Raw genomic sequence first — 17,477 nt, forward strand, 5'->3', positions numbered from 1 at the left:
AGTAGGACGCCGCCGAACGATTTGTTGAGTGGGAGCCCTGTTCCGGGTAGTGATACCGGGAACAGGGCTTCTGCCATTTCACCGGGTTATGGTGGCGCATGCGCTACGACCTGGTGATCTTCGACAACGACGGTGTACTCGTCGACAGCGAACCCATATCCAACCGGATTCTCGCGTCCTATCTGACCGAGCTGGGGCACCCGACCACGTACGAGGACTCGATCCGGGACTACATGGGATCGGCCATGCACCGGGTCCACGACCTGGTGCTGGAGCGTACGGGGCGGCGGCTCCCCGAGGACTTCGACGAGGTCTTCCACGGCCGCGTCTTCGACGCCTTCCGGAGCGATCTGCTGCCCGTGCCCGGTGTGGACGAGGTGCTGGCACGACTGGCCGCCGGGGGAGTGCCCTACTGCGTGGCGTCGTCCGGCAGCCACGAACGGATCAGGGTGGCCCTCCGGACGACCGGGCTGTACGACCGGTTCGGCGAGGAGCGGATCTTCAGCTCGCAGGACGTGGGCCGGGGGAAGCCCGCGCCGGACCTGTTCCTCCACGCGGCCCGGGTGATGGGCGTACCGGCCGAGCGGTGCGCCGTCGTCGAGGACAGCCCGCTGGGGGTGCGGGCGGCGGTCGCGGCGGGAATGGACGTCTTCGGGTTCACCGCGATGACACCGGGCGAGAAGCTGCCGGGCGCGACGGTGCTGTTCTCCACGATGGACGAGTTGACGGCGCTGCTGGCCTGAGCGTCCCCGGCCGCTCCCGTCGGCCCGCCGGCGCGGCGTGGGCGGTGGCACGGCTCTCCGCGCTTCCCGATACGGTGGCGGGCATGAGCGGCGGCGCGCAGCTGATGTGGGACGGGGCGGTCACCGGCTACGACTTCGGAGCCGGGCATCCGATGGACCCGGTGCGACTGGACCTGACCATGGGCCTGGTCGAGGCGTTCGGGCTGCCCGGAGCCTCCGGGCTGAAGGTGGTCGCCGGGCCTCCGGCGGACGACTCCGTCCTGCGGCTGGTGCACCGCTCCGACTACATCGACACCGTGCGGCGGATCTCCGCCGATCCCGGCTCGGCCGACGGCACGTACGGCATCGGGACCGAGGACGACCCGGCGTTCGCGGGCATGCACGAGGTGTCGGCGCTGATCGCGGGGCAGTCGGTCGGGGCCGCGGAGGCGGTGTGGCGCGGACAGGCGTTGCACGGCGTCAACGTGGCGGGCGGACTGCACCACGCGATGCCGGGTTCGGCGGCCGGCTTCTGCATCTACAACGACGCCTCACTGGCCATCGCCAGGCTGCTGGAGCTGGGGGCGGAGCGGGTGGCGTACGTGGACGTGGACGTCCACCACGGGGACGGCGTCCAGACGGCCTTCTGGGACGACCCGCGGGTGCTGACGGTCTCCCTGCACGAGCACCCCCGCACGCTCTTCCCCGGCACCGGATGGCCCGAGGAGACCGGCGGCGAGGGCGCGGAGGGCAGCGCGGTGAACGTCACCCTCCCGCCCGGCACCTCCGACGGCGGCTGGCTGCGGGCCCTGCACGCGGTGGTGCCGGAGCTGCTGGCCGCCTTCCGTCCGCAGGTGCTGGTGACCCAGCACGGTGCGGACACCCACATCGAGGACCCCCTCGCCCACCTGGCGGTGACCGTGGACGCCCAGCGGATGGCGGCCGAGGCCTGCCACGACTGGGCGCACGAGTACGCGGAGGGACGCTGGGTGGCGCTCGGCGGCGGAGGGTACGCGGTCGTCGACGTCGTACCGCGGGCCTGGACGCATCTGGTGGCGATCGCGGCGGGCGAGCCGATCGCCCCGGAGACGGTGATCCCGGAGGACTGGCGGCAGCGGGTGTACGCGCGGACGCGGCAGGACGCCCCGAGGCGGATGACGGACGGGCGCAGGCCGGTGTGGTCGGGCTGGGAGGCGGGCTACGACCCCGCGAGCGCCCTGGACCAGGCGGTGCTCACCACGCGGCGGGCGGTGTACCCGGCGCACGGGCTGCTGCCGTAGGGCGCCGCATCCGCGGGCCCGCCCCGGCGAGGCGGTGGTCGGCCGTACAGGCGTCCGGGACGGGAGCCGTGGGGGTGGTCCCCGCGGAATCCCGCCGCGGCGGCGGGCGCGGTCGGCGAGGATGTCGCGGGTGACGGACGTGTTGAGCGCCGGGGCGCTGCGTGCGCACCTGCTGGACGTGCGTCTCGCGGGCGCCGTCGCGACCACCAGGGAGAAGAGCCTGGAGCGCTACCGGCTTTTCGCCGCGGGCGATCCGCGGGTCCTCCTCGGACTGGTGCCGGAGGCGGAGTGGACGGTGCCCCGGCTGCTCGGGCTGATGGCCGGGGCCTGCGGGGTGTCGGCCGACCCGGGGCGCGTCGCCGGCCCGGAGACGATCGATCCGGAGCGGACGGTCGCGGCCCTGGAGGCGTTCGCGGAGCGGCTGGGCAGGGCTGCCCGGGACCGTGTCCCGGTACTGCTCGGCACCGGCCACCCCGATCGGCTCCTGGGCTTCTACGCACCTTTGGCGAGGGCCCTGTCGGCGGCCGGCTGCCCTGTCCTCACTCCGGCGCAGGGTAGACGTGTCGACATAACGACCCGGTTCGGGGTGCGTCCGCATCGCATCCGTTACGTACAGGGGGTCGCGCTGATCCATGAGGAGGGAGTGCGCACCGGGTCCGCTGCGCCGGGCGCACACTCGCATTCCCCCCTTCCGGTCCGTGCCGTCCTCGACGCCGCGGCGGCGGCCGGGGGGCCGCTGCCGGAACTGGTGGTCGGGGACCACGGATGGCTCTGCGGAGCAGGTCAGCTGGGTATCGAGGCGATGGGGCCGGCGGACGCGGACGATCCCGCGGCCTTCGTCGCGCAGGCCGAGGGACGGGTGCGGGTGGTGATCCCCGTCGATGACGGAGCGCCTCCGGACCGCTACCTTCCGCTTGCTGGTTATGTGCTTAATCGTTCCCATCTGTCACATTAGATGGCTGATACCTACTCCTCTTCCCCACTTGCATCACCCGCCCCTAGTCTGGGGAGGGAGCGCGCATGCGAGCAGGAGTCACCGGAGGGGAAGCCGGTGCCCGACATGTGCGGAAGGTGCAGGTGTGACATGGCTGCTGCCGAGAGGCCTCTGAACGAGGTCGTGTTCCTGACCGTGGCGGAAGTCGCCTCGGTGATGCGAGTGTCCAAGATGACCGTGTACCGCCTGGTGCACAGCGGTCATCTGCCGGCGATCCGGGTGGGACGGTCCTTCCGGGTGCCGGAGCAGGCCGTCCACGAGTACCTCCGCGGATCCTACGTGGGGGTGGAGAAGAGCGCGTAGCCGCCGGGCGAAGCGCTAGTGTGCCCCTCGTGTCACAAGCACTACTCGGGGGCGGGTAGGCTGGGCCGACGTAGGTCGTGTGGGCTCGGACGCCCCGCACCGAGTGACGAAGTGAGCGAGGGTAAGTCGTGGGCTCTGTTATCAAGAAGCGGCGCAAGCGGATGGCCAAGAAGAAGCACCGCAAGCTGCTCAAGCGCACGCGCGTTCAGCGCCGCAACAAGAAGTGAGCGGGCGCGCCGCACACTGATCACCGCCCTCCCACCGCCATGTCGGTGGGAGGGCGGTGGCGTTCCGTGCCCGGCCGGAAACCACCCGGTACGGTGGCGTGGGGTCCGGTGGAGCGGGAACTCCGAGGCCGTCGGCTGCCTCCTCGCCCGGCCCCGGGCGAGGAAGCGGCAGGACGGGGAGCCAGGCAGAGGGCAGGACGGCGGGCGCAGGCCGGCCGCCGCACGCTGAGAGGGAGCAAGCCGTTGGGCAGGGTCGTGCTCGTCACCGGCGTCGCCCGGCAGCTCGGCGGGCGCTTCGTGCGGCGGATGCTGCGCGAGCCCGGCGTGGACCGGGTGGTCGGCGTGGACGCCGTACCGCCCGCGCACCACCTGGGCGGCGCCGACTTCGTACGGGTCGACATCCGGCAGCCGGACGTCGCCGGGGTCCTGGCCGAACACGGTGTGGACACCGTCGTGCACCTGGACGTCAGCGGCATCCAGCTGCTGCCCGGCAGCCGGGCCACGGTCAAGGAGACCAACGTCATCGGCACGATGCAGCTCCTGGGGGCGTGCCAGAAGACGCCGTCCGTGCAGCGGCTGGTGGTGAAGTCCAGCACGAACGTGTACGGCTCCTCGTCCCGCGACCCGGCGGTCTTCGACGAGACCACCCCGGCCAAGGCGCTGCCCGGCGGCGGATTCACCAAGGACATCGTGGAGGTCGAAGGGTACGTGCGCGGCTTCGCCCGCCGCCGTCCCGACGTGGCCGTCACGCTCCTGCGCTTCGCCAACATCCTCGGTCCCACCGCGGACACCCCGCTGGCGGAGTACTTCAGGCTGCCCGTACTGCCGACCGTCCTCGGGTACGACCCGCGGCTGCAGTTCGTCCACGAGGACGACGTGGTGGAGGTGCTGCGGATCGCGGCCGGGGAACCGCGGCGCGGGACGCTCAACGCGGGCACGTTCAACATCGCCGGCGACGGAGTGCTCCTGCTCTCCCAGGCCGCGCGGCGGCTCGGGAAGCCGACACTGCCGCTGCTGCCGTCGGCCGTGAAGTGGACCGGAACGGTGCTGCGCTCGGTCGGGGTCACGGACTTCTCGGCCGAGCAGATCCGGCTGCTGACGCACGGCAGGGTCGTGGAGACCACGCAGATGCGCGAGGTCCTCGGCTTCGAGCCCCGGTACACCACGGCCGGCGCCTTCGCCGACTTCGCCCGCTGCCACGGCCCCGGACTGCTGCCACCCGAGAGGCTCGCCCACGCCGTCGACCGCATCGAGGAGGCCGTCCGCCATGCCTGACGCCAAGGTCATTCCCTTCGACGACGACCGGTCGCGCGGCGGCCCGACGAGGGCCGGGAAGGGGCGGACCGCAGGCGGCCGGCGCCGTGGGGGGGCCGAGGACGGGCAACCGGACCGGGAGGCGCCGGACGTCCGGCAGACGCCGCTGGCCGCCGTGCCGGAGGCGCCGGAGCCTGGGGCGCCGGAACCGGAACCGGGGCCGGGGCCGCGGGGGGAGCCGGGCGGCGGTCGGAGCCTCCCCGGGGACGACGGGTCCGAGGGCCGCGGCGGCAACGGCGGGCGCGGTGACTGGGACCGCAGGATCGCGGGCGGTCTGGCGTTCCTGCGGCGGCGGATCACCGGGGAGTACGAGGTCGACGAGTTCGGCTACGACGCGGAGCTCACCGACCAGGTGCTGGTCTCGCTGCTGCGGCCGCTGTACGAGAAGTACTTCAGGGTCGAGGTGCTCGGCGTCGAGAACATCCCGGCCGAGGGCGGGGCGCTGGTGGTCGCCAACCACTCCGGGACGCTGCCGCTGGACGCGCTGATGCTCCAGGTGGCGGTCCACGACCACCACCCGGCACAGCGGGCGCTGCGGCTGCTGGCGGCCGATCTGGTCTTCATGCTGCCGGTCGTCAACGAGCTGGCCCGCAAGGCCGGGCACACCCTGGCGTGCGCCGAGGACGCCCAGCGGCTGCTGGAGCGCGGCGAGGTCGTCGGGGTGATGCCGGAGGGCTTCAAGGGGCTGGGGAAGCCGTTCTCGGAGCGCTACAAGCTCCAGCGGTTCGGCCGGGGCGGCTTCGTCTCGACGGCGCTGAGGGCCGGGGCGCCGATCGTGCCGTGCTCGATCGTCGGGGCGGAGGAGATCTACCCGATGGTCGGCAACTCCAGGACGCTGGCGAGGCTGCTGGGTCTTCCGTACTTCCCGGTCACCCCCACCTTCCCGTGGCTGGGGCCGCTGGGGATGCTGCCGCTGCCGACGAAGTGGACGATCCAGTTCGGTGAGCCGGTCCCGATGGACGACTATCCGCCGGAGGCCGCCGAGGACCCGGTGCTGATGTTCAACCTGACCGACCAGGTCCGCGAGACGATCCAGCACACCCTGTACAAGCTGCTGGTACGGCGCCGTTCGGTGTTCTTCTGAGGGCAGGGCCCGGGCGCGGGAGCGTACGGGGAGGGGGCCGGTACCCGAACGACGGGTACCGGCCCCCTCCCCGTGGGCCGCACGCCCGCCGGCCCGTCCGTCACCGTCGGTCGTCGGTGCCGCCGCCGGTGTCGATGCCCAGTCCCGGCAGGATGTCCGGGAGGATCGGGGGGATGGTGACGTCGGGTTCGGGGAGCCTCGGACCGCCGCCGTCGGGCGCCGAGGGGGAGCCGTCCTCCTGCGGGGGGTTCAGCAGGTCGCCGGGGGAGGGCAGGACCCCGGGCTCCTCGGAGGTGCCGGAGCCGGAGCCGGAGGGGCTGGGGGCTCCGCTCCCGCCGCGTCCGCCCTCTCGGGCGTCCTGACCGTTCCCGGCGGGGGAGGAGGGCCGGACCGTGCGCCCGTCCTCCGTGCGCCCCCCGCCGGTACCGCCGCCGGGGGACTCCGTGCCCTCCTCCGGCTCGGGTTCCAGCAGGGACCGCAGCGGGGTGACGTCGTCCTCTATGGCGGCGAAGGCGGAACTGACCTGGTCCCGTACGTCCGAGAGCTGGACGGGGAGGTCCGCGCGGACCTTGTCCCAGACGGCCCCGTGCGTCCGGGAGAAGGCCGACAGCGACCGCATCGGGTCGATGGCGCCCTCGCGTTCGTACGCCTGGCTGAGCAGCCGGTGCCCCTCGGAGACGTCCTCCCGCATGAGGGAGAGCGTCCTGCGGATGTCGCCGAGGGACTCGTGGTCCAGGTCGCCCGCCCGGCCGCGCTCCAGCAGCCGGCGCGTCTCGTTCAACCGCGTCGAGGCGTGGTCCAGGAGGACCCGGCCGCGGTCGGCGTCCCCGTCGGCCATGTCGAGGCTGAGGTCCTCCATGCCCAGTTTGAGGCCGTAGAGGGTGTCGCCGGGGAGGGCGTCGGTGCTGGCCACGGCGGCTCCGGTGAAGGCGCCCGCCGCGACGCCGACGCTCAGGCCCCCCGCCGCCAGCCCCTTGGTGAGGCGCGTCCTGGGGCGGAGCCTGCCCAGCGGTCCCAGAGGGGCCGCGCGGTGGGCGCCCGTACGGCGGGAGCGCTGTTCCGGCACCCGCGTCCCCTCGACGGCGCCGTTCTCCACGGCGGCGACGAGCATGGCCCGCTGCGCGGCCCTGACGTCGGGGGCCAGTGTCGGCCTCGGCAGGGACGCGAGCCTGTCCGCCAGGGACAGCAGCTCCCCCTGCCCGTCCGCCTCCCCCGGCGCTCCGTCCCGGCCGTCCCGGGCCTCCGGAACGACCGGTGCGACCGGGACCGCGGAGTCCCCGGACCGGTCGGTCGCCGCGCCCTCGGGCCCGTGCTCGTCCAGGGCCTGGGCGAAGGCGTTTGCCCGCCGGCTCGGCGATACGGCTCCCATCACGGGCGGCACCTCCTCTCGTCAGCACGATCGACTCCTCGTGCCCCTGGAAGGCCGGGCCCGCACCGGGTGGAACGTCCGGTGTGTCCGTCCGCCCGCGGCAGGCCGTGAGGAGTCTGCAAACCGCACAACGACGACCGGGCACCGGGGTTACGCCCCGCGGATGATCCGGCGGCCCGGTTGACCCAGGGGGACCGGCCGGGCGCGGAGGGTTACCGGGAGTCCTCCGGGAGGAGCCGCGCGAGCGTCCGGACGGCCCGGTACTGGAGGGTCTTGATCGCGCCCTCGTTCTTCCCCATGATCCGGGCCGTCTCCGCCACGGACAGGCCCTGGAGGAACCGGAGGGTGACGCACTCCTGCTGCTGCGGGTTGAGCCTGCGCACGGCCTCCAGGAGGGAGGCGTTGGAGAGGGACTCCAGCACCGAGTCCTCCGGGCTGCGCTCCACCTCGTTGGCGTCGAGCATCTCGCCGGTGGTGACCTCCAGGCGGAAGCGGCTCGACTTGAAGTGGTCCGCGACGAGGTTGCGCGCGATGGTGACCAGCCAGGCGCCGAAGTCACGGCCCTGCCAGGTGAAGGTGCCGATCCTGCGCAGGGCGCGCAGGAACGTCTCGCTGGTGAGGTCCTCGGCCGTGGCGCGGCCGCCGACGCGGTAGTAGATGTAGCGGTAGACGGTGTCGCAGTACTGGTCGTAGAGGCATCCGAAGGCGTCGGCCTCGCCGGCCTGGGCGCGTTCGACGAGGTCCATCATGCGGCGGCTGTCGCCGTCCGCGGCCGGACGGCGGGCGGTGCCCGAGGCCGTGCGGGCGCGGCCGCGGCGGCCGACCGCGGCGGTGCCCGCCGCTCCCTCGGCCAGGGCGTAGACGGGGCCTGCGGGGACAGGTGCGGCGAGGGCGGGGACGGCGTGCGCGGTGGGGACGAGTGTGCGCAGCTGGTCGATGACCATCGTGCGCAGCGCAGCCAGGCCCGAGGCGTCAACCCCGACGTGTGGGTACACGGGACTCCCAGAGGCAGAGCTTCCATCACGTGCAGTGCGGGACCGTCCGCCCGTCGCAGGGCGTGTGGACACCGGATTGCGTCTGAGGAGAATAACGCTTCGTACAGGCTGTGCTACACCTAGTTGCCGAAATCGCCGGTTAGGTTTTCTCTGTTATGTGTTTGAGGCGATTCGAAGGGTGAACCGGAGGGAACCTCTGATCGGTTGATGTCACTTTGTGACCGGTTCACGGTCCACTGGTGCTCGTCCGGAGCGTCGGGTCCGTCCGGGGGTCAGGACCAGCGGCGGCGGCGCTGGATCGCCACGGCGGCCGCGGCGCCGCCCGCCACCGCGCCCACCCCGGCGGCCGCGGGAATGCCCACCTTCGCGGCCTTGCGGCCGGTCCGGTAGTCGCGCAGCCGCCAGCCCATCTCGCGGGCGTGCGCGCGCAGCCTGCTGTCGGGGTTGACGGCGTAGGGGTGGCCGACCAGGGAGAGCATGGGGATGTCGTTGGCCGAGTCGCTGTAGGCGGCGCAGCGCGAGAGGTCCAGCTCCTCGGCGGCGGCCAGCGCCCGCACCGCCTCCGCCTTCGCCGGCCCGTGCAGCGGCTCGCCGACCAGGCGCCCGGTGTAGACGCCGTCGACGGACTCGGCGACCGTGCCCAGCGCACCGGTCAGCCCCAGGCGGCGGGCGATGATCGTGGCGGTCTCCACGGGGGCGGCGGTGACCAGCCACACCTTCTGCCCGGCGTCCAGGTGGGCCTGGGCCAGGGCGCGGGTCCCCGGCCAGATCCGGCCGGCCATGTACTCGTCGTAGATCTCCTCGCCGATCTCCATCAGCTCCGAGACGCGGTGGCCCTTGACGATGGAGAGCGCGCTGTCGCGGGCGTCCTGCATGTGCCCGGCGTTCTCGGAGCCGGCCAGCCGGAAGTAGGCCTGCTGCCAGGCGAAGCGCAGGAGCTCGCGCTTGTCGAAGAAGTTCCTCTTGTACAGGCCGCGACCGAAGTGGAACAGGGCCGCGCCCTGCATGATCGTGTTGTCGAGGTCGAAGAAGGCCGCGGCCCGCACGTCCCCGCGGACCGGGAACTCCGGTTCCGCCGGCTTCCCCGGCTCCCCGGGGGCGAGTCCGTCGACCTCCTGCGAGGTCTTGCGCGCCGCCTCGGCGGCGGCCTCGCCTGCGAGCACGCTGCGAGCCGTCGCCGAACGCCTGCGGGAGAGGAGCCATCCGAGTCCGGCCATGCGGCGAGCATAACCAGTGGCACGGGGCCTTCCGGTGACGAAGGGGTGTCGGGGCGGCGGGGACCGCGCCAACGGGGGAGGGGCGCCCTTTCCGGGGCGGGGCCGCGCGGCGCCCGGCCGGCGGTCCGGGCGTTCCGCGGAGGAGGCGGGCGGCCCCGCGGGGGCCGCGGGCGGCACAATGGCGGGCATGAGGACCGTCACTCTCATCGGCAAGCCCGGCTGCCACCTGTGCGACGACGCGCGCGAGGTGGTCAGCGAGGTGTGCGCCCAGGTGGGCGCGCGCTGGGAGGAGAAGGACATCACGCAGGACGAGGAGCTGTACCGCGCGTACTGGGAGCAGATCCCGGTGGTGCTCGTGGACGGCGCCCAGCACGACTTCTGGCGGGTGGACCCGGACCGGCTGCGCGCGGCGCTGGGCGCCTGACGGGCCGCGCCCCGCGCCCACGGCGCCGGGGGCGGAGCGGCACATCCGGAGGAGAGGCGCGGCGGCGTCGCTCCGGTTCCCGCCGCGGCGTGTGGCGCCGGTCACTTTGGCCGGACAAAACGGACACCGTCTTTGTGCACGCTTTCACAAAGGCATAGCCTGGGCGGGACGAAGCGGTCCGGACATGTGTCCAACGGGTGTCCGAGGAGCCGCTCACCTGTTTCGCGCAGACGGCAGGAGCACCGTGGCAACTGGCCGAACACACCGACCGGCGACCCGCAGCCGAGGGATCCCCGAGGCCACCGTCGCCAGGCTTCCGCTGTACCTGCGGGCGCTCACCGCGCTCTCCGAGCGCTCGGTGCCCACGGTCTCCTCGGAGGAGCTGGCCGCCGCGGCCGGCGTCAACTCCGCCAAGCTGCGCAAGGACTTCTCCTACCTCGGCTCGTACGGTACGCGCGGGGTGGGCTACGACGTCGAGTACCTCGTCTACCAGATCTCCCGCGAGCTGGGGCTGACCCAGGACTGGCCCGTCGTGATCGTCGGGATCGGAAACCTGGGCGCCGCGCTCGCCAACTACGGCGGGTTCGCCTCCCGCGGGTTCCGCGTCGCCGCGCTGATCGACGCCGATCCGGCGATGGCGGGCAGGCCGGTGGCCGGCATACCCGTGCAGCACTCCGACGACCTCGAGCGGATCATCGAGGAGAACGGCGTGTCCATCGGCGTCATCGCCACTCCCGCCGGGGCGGCCCAGCAGGTCTGCGACCGCCTCGTCGCCGCCGGGGTGACCTCCATCCTCAACTTCGCGCCGACCGTGCTGTCCGTGCCCGAGGGCGTGGACGTGCGCAAGGTCGACCTCTCCATAGAGCTGCAGATCCTCGCCTTCCACGAGCAGCGCAAGGCCGGCGAGGAGACCCCGGGCGACACCGGCGCCGACACCGCCGCGCCCGCGGTGCCCCCCGCCGCCGCCGTGCGCCGCCGCGCCGACGACGGGACCGAGCCGGGACCCGACGGGGACGTGCCCGCCGTGATGCCCGCATGAAGGGGCCGGAGCGTGTGACGCGCGTCATCCCCGCCGCCCGCGGGGGACGTCCCGAGCGCAACGGAGGGTGCGCATGAGCCTGCTGGTCGTCGGATTGAGCCACCGCACCGCACCGGTGAGCGTGCTGGAGCGCGCCGCCCTGGCGCCCGAGGCGCGGGGCAAGCTCCTCCAGGACGCGGTGGGCGCCGAGCCCACCGCGGAGGCGGCGGTGCTCTCCACCTGCAACCGCATCGAGCTCTACGCCGACGTGGACAAGTTCCACGCCGGCGTGGCCGAGCTGTCGTCCCTGCTCGCCGCGCACAGCGGCGTCGACCTGGAGGAGCTGACCCCCTACCTCTACGTCCACTACGAGGACCGGGCCGTCCACCACCTGTTCTCGGTGGGCTGCGGGCTGGACTCGATGGTCGTGGGCGAGGGGCAGATCCTCGGGCAGATCAAGGACGCGCTGGCCGTCGCGCAGGAGCAGCACACCGCCGGACGGCTGCTGAACGACCTGTTCCAGCAGGCGCTGCGGGTCGGCAAGCGGGCCCACAGCGAGACGGGCATCGACCGGGCGGGCCAGTCCCTGGTCACCTTCGGCCTGGAGCAGCTCGCCGCCGGCCGCCCGGTCGCCGAGTGGGTGCGCGGCAGGCGCGCGCTGGTGATCGGCGCCGGATCGATGTCCTCGCTGGCCGCCACGGTGCTGGCCCGCGCCGGCGTCACCGAACTGGTGATCGCCAACAGGACGCTGGAACGGGCCCGCCGGCTGGCCGACGGACTCGGCGGGGACGGCCTGACCGCCCGCGCCGTGCCCGCCGCGGCCACCCTCGACGAGCTCCCGCACGCGGACGTCGTCGTCTCCTGCACCGGCGCCACCGGCCTGGTGCTGACGGCCGACGACGTCGCGGCGGCCCTGGCCGCGCGCGGCGGCCCGGACGGCGCCGGCGACGAGCCCCTGGCCCTGCTCGACCTGGCCATGCCCCGCGACGTGGACGCCGCCGTGCACCGCCTGGACGGCGTACGGTTGGTGGACATCGAGACGCTCGCCGAAGCCGCGGCCGACGCCCCCATGGCCGCCGACGTGGACAAGGTGCGCGGCATCGTGGCCGACGAGGTGGCCGCCTTCGGCGCCGCCCAGCGAGCCGCCCGGATCACTCCCACCGTGGTCGCGCTGCGCGCCATGGCCGCCGACGTCGTCACGGCGGAGATGGCCCGGCTGGAGGGCCGTCTCCCCGGGCTCGACGACCGGCAGCGCGCCGAGATCACCCAGACCGTACGACGGGTCGTCGACAAGCTGCTGCACGCGCCGACCGTGCGCGTCAAGCAGCTCGCCGGCGAGCCGGGCGGTGCCGGATACGCCGACGCCCTGCGTGAGCTGTTCGACCTGGACCCGCAGACCGTCGCCGCCGTAAGCAACCCCGAACAGGAGCGGCAATGAGCACCAACCCGGCCCGGCCCCTGAGGCTGGGCACCCGCCGCAGCCGGCTCGCCATGGCCCAGTCCGGCCAGGTGGCCGAGCGGGTCCGCAAGATCACCGGGCGGCCCGTCGAACTGGTGGAGATCACCACCTTCGGCGACGTGTCCCGCGAGCACCTGGCGCAGATCGGCGGCACCGGGGTCTTCGTCTCCGCACTGCGCGACGCGCTGCTCGGCGGCGAGATCGACCTCGCCGTCCACTCCCTCAAGGACCTCCCCACCGCGCAGCCGGAGCAGCTGGCGCTGGCGGCCGTACCCGCGCGCGAGGACCCCCGCGACGCGCTGGTCGCCCGCGACGGGCTCACCTTCGCGCGGCTGCCCGACGGCGCGCGGGTCGGCACCGGCTCGCCGCGCCGCATGGCACAGCTCAACGCCTGGGCCCGCACGCTCGGCAGGGACATCGAGGCGGTGCCGATCCGGGGCAACATCGACACCCGCATCGGATACGTGCGCTCCGGCGAGCTGGACGCGGTCGTCCTGGCCGCCGCCGGCCTGCGGCGCACCGGGCGGATCGGGGAGGCCACCGAGCTCCTCGACCCCGACACGGTGCTGCCCGCCCCCGGCCAGGGAGCGCTGGCGGTCGAGTGCGCCGCGGCGCGCACCGACCTCGCGGACCGGCTCGCCGAACTCGACGACCCGCGCACGCGGATCGCCGTGACCGCCGAGCGAACCCTGCTCTCCGCCCTGGAGGCCGGCTGCAGCGCCCCGGTCGGCGCACTGGCCGACATGCCGGGAGCAGGGCAGGATGTCACCGAACTGCGCCTGCGGGGCGTCGTCGGCACCGCCGACGGCACCACGCTGGTGCAGCTGTCCACCACCGGCCACGTACCGGCGTCCGCCGGCGAGGCGCTCTCCACGGCCCAGGCCATGGGGCGCGAGCTCGCCGACGAGATGCTCGCCAAGGGCGCGGCCGGTCTGATGGGGGAGCGAGTACATTGAGCCCCACCACCACCCACTCGTACGGCGCCCACGGGCACGTCACCTTCCTCGGTGCCGGGCCCGGAGACCCGGGACTGCTGACGCTGCGCGCCGTCGAGGCGCTGGCGCAGGCCGATGTACTGGTCGCCGATCCGCAGGTGTACGACGTCGTGCGGGCGCACGTGCGGGCAGGTGTCGACACCCCGCTCCAGGCAGCAGGTGACGACACGTCAACAGCCTCCGCGGGTGCCGACGATGCCGTAAATCTTGTCATGCGTGCCGCGCGGGGCGGCAAGCGGGTCGTCCGTGCGGTCGCGGGCGATCCCGGGCTGGACGCCGACGCCGCCGACGAGATGCTCGCCTGCGCCTCGGAGGGCATCACCTTCGAGGTCGTGCCGGGCGTCGCCACCGCCGTGGGCGTCCCCGCCTACGCCGGTGTGCCGCTGCGCAACGGCCACGGCGCGGACGTACGGTTCCTCGACGCCCGCAGCGCCGACCCCAGGGCGTGGAACGAGGCGGGCGCCAGCGACGCCACCCTCGTGGTCTCCACGACCCTGGAGGCGGTCGCCGCCACCGCCGCGGAACTGGTCACGGCGGGCCGCAAGCCCGACACCCCGCTGACCGTCACCATCGACGGGACCACCACCCGGCAGCGCACCTGGACGGCGACCCTGGGCTCCATCGCCCAGACCCTCAAGGCCGCCAAGGTGCTGCCCTCGGCCGGCGGCGAGCGGCCCGCGATAGCCGTGGTCGGCGACCGCGGTGCCGCGGAGCAGCGCGAGCGGCTCGCCTGGTTCGAGTCCAAGCCGCTGTTCGGCTGGCAGGTGCTGGTGCCGCGCACCAAGGAGCAGGCCGCCTCCCTCTCGGAGCAGCTGCGCTCCTACGGTGCGGTGCCCAGCGAGGTGCCCACCATCGCCGTGGAGCCGCCGCGCACCCCGCAGCAGATGGAGCGCGCGGTCAAGGGCCTGGTGACCGGCCGCTACGAGTGGATCGCCTTCACCTCGGTCAACGCGGTCAAGGCGGTGCGCGAGAAGTTCGAGGAGTACGGCCTGGACGCCCGCGCCTTCGCCGGGATCAAGGTCGCCGCCGTCGGCGAGCAGACCGCCAGGGCGCTGGTGGAGTTCGGCGTCAAGCCGGACCTGGTGCCCAGCGGCGAGCAGTCCGCGGCCGGGCTGCTGGAGGACTGGCCGCCCTACGACCCGGTCTTCGACCCGATCGACCGCGTCTTCCTGCCGCGCGCCGACATCGCCACCGAGACGCTGGTGGCGGGCCTGATCGAGCTGGGCTGGGAGGTCGACGACGTCACCGCCTACCGGACGGTGCGCGCGTCGCCGCCGCCGGCCGCGACGCGCGAGGCGATCAAGGGCGGCGGGTTCGACGCGGTGCTGTTCACCTCGTCGAGCACCGTGCGCAACCTCGTCGGCATCGCGGGCAAGCCGCACAACGTGACGGTGATCGCCTGCATCGGCCCGGCGACGGCGAAGACCGCCGAGGAGCACGGCCTGCGCGTGGACGTCATGGCCCCCGAGCCGTCGGTGCACAAGCTGGCCGAGGCGCTGGCCGAGTTCGGGGCCAAGCGGCGGGCCGCCGCGATCGAGGCCGGCGAGGCGGTGCAGCGGCCGAGCGAGAAGCGACCGGCCAGGAGGAGGGCGAGGACGTCGTGACGATCGGCAAGGGCACCTACGACGGTGCGCGCGGGGGCGGGTACGGGGACTTCCCCGTGGTGCGCCCCCGGAGGCTGCGCACCACCCCGGCCATGCGCCGGATGGTCGCCGAGCACCGCCTCCACCCGGCCGAGCTGATCCTGCCCGCCTTCGTCCGGGAGGGCATCACCGAGCCGGTGGAGATCTCCTCCATGCCGGGCGTGTACCAGCACACGCGCGACACCCTGCGCAAGGCCGCGGCCGACGCGGTGGCGGCGGGCGTGGGCGGCATCATGCTCTTCGGCGTGCCCGAGGAGGAGCGGAAGGACGCCGTCGGCTCCCCGGGCACCGACCCCGAGGGCATCCTCCAGGTGGCGCTGCGCGACGTGCGCGCCGAGGTCGGCGACGACCTGGTGGTCATGTCCGACCTGTGCCTGGACGAGTCCACCGACCACGGCCACTGCGGCGTCCTGGACGAGCGCGGCCGGGTGGACAACGACGCCACGCTGGAGCGGTACGCGGAGATGGCGTGCGTCCAGGCGGAGGCCGGGGCGCACGTGCTGGGGCCCAGCGGCATGATGGACGGGCAGGTTGCCTTCGTCCGCCGGGCCCTGGACGAGGCCGGGCACCAGGACGTGTCGCTGCTCGCCTACACCGCCAAGTACGCCTCCGCGTTCTACGGTCCCTTCCGGGAGGCCGTGGGCTCCTCGCTCCAGGGCGACCGCAAGACCTACCAGCAGGACCCGGCCAACGGGCGGGAGGCGATGCGCGAACTGGCGCTCGACCTGGCCGAGGGCGCGGACATGGTGATGGTCAAGCCCGCGCTGCCCTACCTGGACGTGCTGCGCCGGGTGGCGGACGCCGTGGACGTCCCCGTCGCCGCGTACCAGATCTCCGGCGAGTACTCGATGATCGAGGCCGCCGCGGAGCGCGGCTGGATCGAGCGGGACCGGGCGATCATGGAGACGCTGACGGGCATCAAGCGCGCGGGCGCGAACATGATCCTGACCTACTGGGCGACCGAGGTGGCCCGGCGGCTGTCCTGAGCCGGGCGCCGGTGCCCGGCACCGGCGCCCGCGTCAGCCCTTGACGCAGACGACCTGCCGCAGCTTCGCGACCACCTCGACCAGGTCGCGCTGCCGGTCGATGACCTGCTCGATCGGCTTGTACGCCGCCGGGATCTCGTCCACCACGCCGGAGTCCTTACGGCACTCCACGCCCTGCGTCTGCTCGGCCAGGTCCCGGGCGGTGAACCGCTTCTTCGCCGCGTTGCGGCTCATCCGCCGCCCCGCGCCGTGGGAGGCGGAGTTGAAGGAGGCGGCGTTGCCCAGACCGCGGACGATGTACGAGCCGGTGCCCATCGAGCCGGGGATGATGCCGTACTCGCCGCGGCCTGCGCGGATCGCGCCCTTGCGGGTGACCAGCAGGTCCACGCCGTCGTAGCGCTCCTCGGCCACGTAGTTGTGGTGGCACGAGATCTCGGGCTCGAAGGTGGGCCTCGCCTTCCCGAACTCCCTGCGGATCACGTCCTTCAGCAGGGCCATCATGATCGCGCGGTTGCGCCTGGCGTACTCCTGCGCCCAGAACAGGTCGTTGCGGTACGCCGTCATCTGGGGGGTGTCGGCGGTGAAGACGGCGAGGTCGCGGTCGACCAGGTCCTGGTTGTGCGGCAGCTTCCGGGCCACGCCGATGTGGTGCTCGGCCAGCTCCTTGCCGATGTTCCGCGAACCGGAGTGCAGCATCAGCCAGACGGCGCCGTCCTCGTCCAGGCACACCTCGATGAAGTGGTTGCCGCCGCCGAGCGTCCCCATCTGCCGCGCGGCCCGCTCCCGGCGGAAGCGGACCGCCTCGGCGAGGCGGCCGAAGCGGGACCAGAAGTCGTCCCAGCCGGAGGCGGGGACGCCGTGCAGGCGGCCCGGGTCCACCGGGTCGTCGTGCAGGCCGAAGCCGACCGGGATGGCCCGCTCGATCCGCGAGCGCAGCCCGGAGAGGTCGCCGGGCAGGTCGCCGGCGGTCAGGGAGGTGCGCACCGCCGACATGCCGCAGCCGATGTCCACGCCGACCGCCGCCGGGCAGACCGCGCCGCGCATGGCGATCACCGAGCCGACCGTCGCGCCCTTGCCGTAGTGGACGTCCGGCATGACCGCCAGCCCCTCGATCCAGGGGAGCGTGGAGACGTTGCGGAGCTGCCGCATCGCACCGTCCTCGACCGACGCCGGATCGGCCCACATGCGGATCGGGACCCTGGCCCCGGGAACCTCGGTGTAGGACACGTTCGTTCATCCCCTTGCGAAGAAACGTGAAAGGTGCGCGACATCTGCGCACACGATGCGGTCACATCGCGTCCATCCATCCACAAAAGACGGACGTAATACTGCATATGCCGCAGTGGAGGGAGGTCCCGCGGCGCGGGCTCCGGGCATCGTGCGGTAGACATTGTGTTCCGCCGCCTCCCCGCGGCGGCAACGTGTTTTCGAGCGTTCCCACGGACGA

Annotated in this window: 17 protein-coding genes; 13 read left to right on the forward strand and 4 right to left on the reverse strand. The window is 73.3% G+C overall.

Annotation, left to right across the window (positions count from 1 at the left end; all coding sequences use genetic code 11):
* The first annotated feature begins 98 nt into the window (after window positions 1-98).
* The 7 genes from ACFSJS_RS24610 to ACFSJS_RS24640 all read left to right on the forward strand — a co-directional run bounded on the left by ACFSJS_RS24610 (window position 99) and on the right by ACFSJS_RS24640 (window position 5,924).
* Window positions 99-743: an HAD family hydrolase gene (locus ACFSJS_RS24610; RefSeq protein ID WP_380904072.1), complete on the forward strand. Its 645-nt coding sequence runs from the start codon at window positions 99-101 to the stop codon at window positions 741-743.
* An 83-nt stretch (window positions 744-826) separates the two neighbouring features.
* Window positions 827-2,002 carry an acetoin utilization protein AcuC gene (locus ACFSJS_RS24615; protein WP_380904074.1) on the forward strand — a complete coding sequence of 392 codons (1,176 nt, stop codon included), beginning with the start codon at window positions 827-829 and terminating at the stop codon, window positions 2,000-2,002.
* Window positions 2,003-2,141: 139 nt separating this feature from the next.
* Window positions 2,142-2,957: a phosphatase gene (locus tag ACFSJS_RS24620; protein ID WP_380904195.1), complete on the forward strand. Its 816-nt coding sequence runs from the start codon at window positions 2,142-2,144 to the stop codon at window positions 2,955-2,957.
* Window positions 2,958-3,086: 129 nt separating this feature from the next.
* On the forward strand, window positions 3,087-3,299 hold the full coding sequence (locus ACFSJS_RS24625; protein ID WP_158239648.1) for a helix-turn-helix domain-containing protein: 213 nt from the start codon (window positions 3,087-3,089) through the stop codon (window positions 3,297-3,299).
* Window positions 3,300-3,427: 128 nt separating this feature from the next.
* Window positions 3,428-3,526, forward strand: coding sequence for a 30S ribosomal protein bS22 (locus ACFSJS_RS24630; RefSeq protein ID WP_003948845.1), 99 nt, complete (start codon window positions 3,428-3,430; stop codon window positions 3,524-3,526).
* Between the two features lie 243 nt (window positions 3,527-3,769).
* Entirely contained in the window at window positions 3,770-4,801 is a 1,032-nt protein-coding gene (locus ACFSJS_RS24635) for an NAD-dependent epimerase/dehydratase family protein (RefSeq protein ID WP_380904076.1), read from the forward strand.
* Window positions 4,794-5,924, forward strand: coding sequence for a lysophospholipid acyltransferase family protein (locus tag ACFSJS_RS24640; RefSeq protein ID WP_380904078.1), 1,131 nt, complete (start codon window positions 4,794-4,796; stop codon window positions 5,922-5,924). Before ACFSJS_RS24635 ends, ACFSJS_RS24640 begins: the two co-directional genes overlap by 8 nt.
* Window positions 5,925-6,024: 100 nt before the next feature.
* Here ACFSJS_RS24640 and ACFSJS_RS24645 read toward each other — a convergent pair whose 3' ends face one another.
* The 3 genes from ACFSJS_RS24645 to ACFSJS_RS24655 form a co-directional block, all read right to left on the reverse strand.
* Window positions 6,025-7,296 (reverse strand): DUF5667 domain-containing protein, encoded by a 1,272-nt coding sequence (locus ACFSJS_RS24645; RefSeq protein ID WP_380904080.1) that lies wholly within the window; start codon window positions 7,294-7,296, stop codon window positions 6,025-6,027.
* Window positions 7,297-7,505: 209 nt separating this feature from the next.
* A complete protein-coding gene (locus tag ACFSJS_RS24650) occupies window positions 7,506-8,288 on the reverse strand; it encodes an ECF subfamily RNA polymerase sigma factor, BldN family (protein WP_380904082.1) in 783 nt (260 codons plus the stop codon).
* Window positions 8,289-8,560: 272 nt separating this feature from the next.
* Complete coding sequence (locus tag ACFSJS_RS24655) at window positions 8,561-9,505, reverse strand: HAD family hydrolase (RefSeq protein WP_380904084.1); 945 nt, start codon at window positions 9,503-9,505, stop codon at window positions 8,561-8,563.
* Between the two features lie 178 nt (window positions 9,506-9,683).
* Here ACFSJS_RS24655 and ACFSJS_RS24660 point away from each other — a divergent pair, with 178 nt between their 5' ends.
* The 6 genes from ACFSJS_RS24660 to hemB all read left to right on the forward strand — a co-directional run bounded on the left by ACFSJS_RS24660 (window position 9,684) and on the right by hemB (window position 16,030).
* On the forward strand, window positions 9,684-9,929 hold the full coding sequence (locus ACFSJS_RS24660) for a glutaredoxin family protein (RefSeq protein WP_380904086.1): 246 nt from the start codon (window positions 9,684-9,686) through the stop codon (window positions 9,927-9,929).
* Window positions 9,930-10,173: 244 nt separating this feature from the next.
* On the forward strand, window positions 10,174-10,968 hold the full coding sequence (locus ACFSJS_RS24665) for a redox-sensing transcriptional repressor Rex (protein ID WP_380904087.1): 795 nt from the start codon (window positions 10,174-10,176) through the stop codon (window positions 10,966-10,968).
* Between the two features lie 73 nt (window positions 10,969-11,041).
* Window positions 11,042-12,385 (forward strand): glutamyl-tRNA reductase, encoded by a 1,344-nt coding sequence (locus tag ACFSJS_RS24670; RefSeq protein WP_380904089.1) that lies wholly within the window; start codon window positions 11,042-11,044, stop codon window positions 12,383-12,385.
* Window positions 12,382-13,362 (forward strand): hydroxymethylbilane synthase, encoded by a 981-nt coding sequence (gene hemC, locus ACFSJS_RS24675; RefSeq protein ID WP_380904091.1) that lies wholly within the window; start codon window positions 12,382-12,384, stop codon window positions 13,360-13,362. Before ACFSJS_RS24670 ends, hemC begins: the two co-directional genes overlap by 4 nt.
* The gene (locus tag ACFSJS_RS24680; protein ID WP_380904093.1) at window positions 13,359-15,005 is read left to right on the forward strand and encodes a bifunctional uroporphyrinogen-III C-methyltransferase/uroporphyrinogen-III synthase; all 1,647 of its coding nucleotides are present in this window, start codon (window positions 13,359-13,361) and stop codon (window positions 15,003-15,005) included. Before hemC ends, ACFSJS_RS24680 begins: the two co-directional genes overlap by 4 nt.
* Window positions 15,002-16,030 (forward strand): porphobilinogen synthase, encoded by a 1,029-nt coding sequence (gene hemB / locus ACFSJS_RS24685; RefSeq protein WP_380904095.1) that lies wholly within the window; start codon window positions 15,002-15,004, stop codon window positions 16,028-16,030. Before ACFSJS_RS24680 ends, hemB begins: the two co-directional genes overlap by 4 nt.
* A 33-nt stretch (window positions 16,031-16,063) precedes the next feature.
* Here hemB and ACFSJS_RS24690 read toward each other — a convergent pair whose 3' ends face one another.
* Window positions 16,064-17,257, reverse strand: coding sequence for an RtcB family protein (locus tag ACFSJS_RS24690; RefSeq protein ID WP_380904097.1), 1,194 nt, complete (start codon window positions 17,255-17,257; stop codon window positions 16,064-16,066).
* Window positions 17,258-17,477: the final 220 nt, after the last annotated feature.

Origin of the sequence: Streptomyces desertarenae (assembly GCF_042681365.1) — a bacterium.
In the GTDB taxonomy this organism is placed as follows: Bacteria; Actinomycetota; Actinomycetes; order Streptomycetales; family Streptomycetaceae; genus Streptomyces; species Streptomyces desertarenae.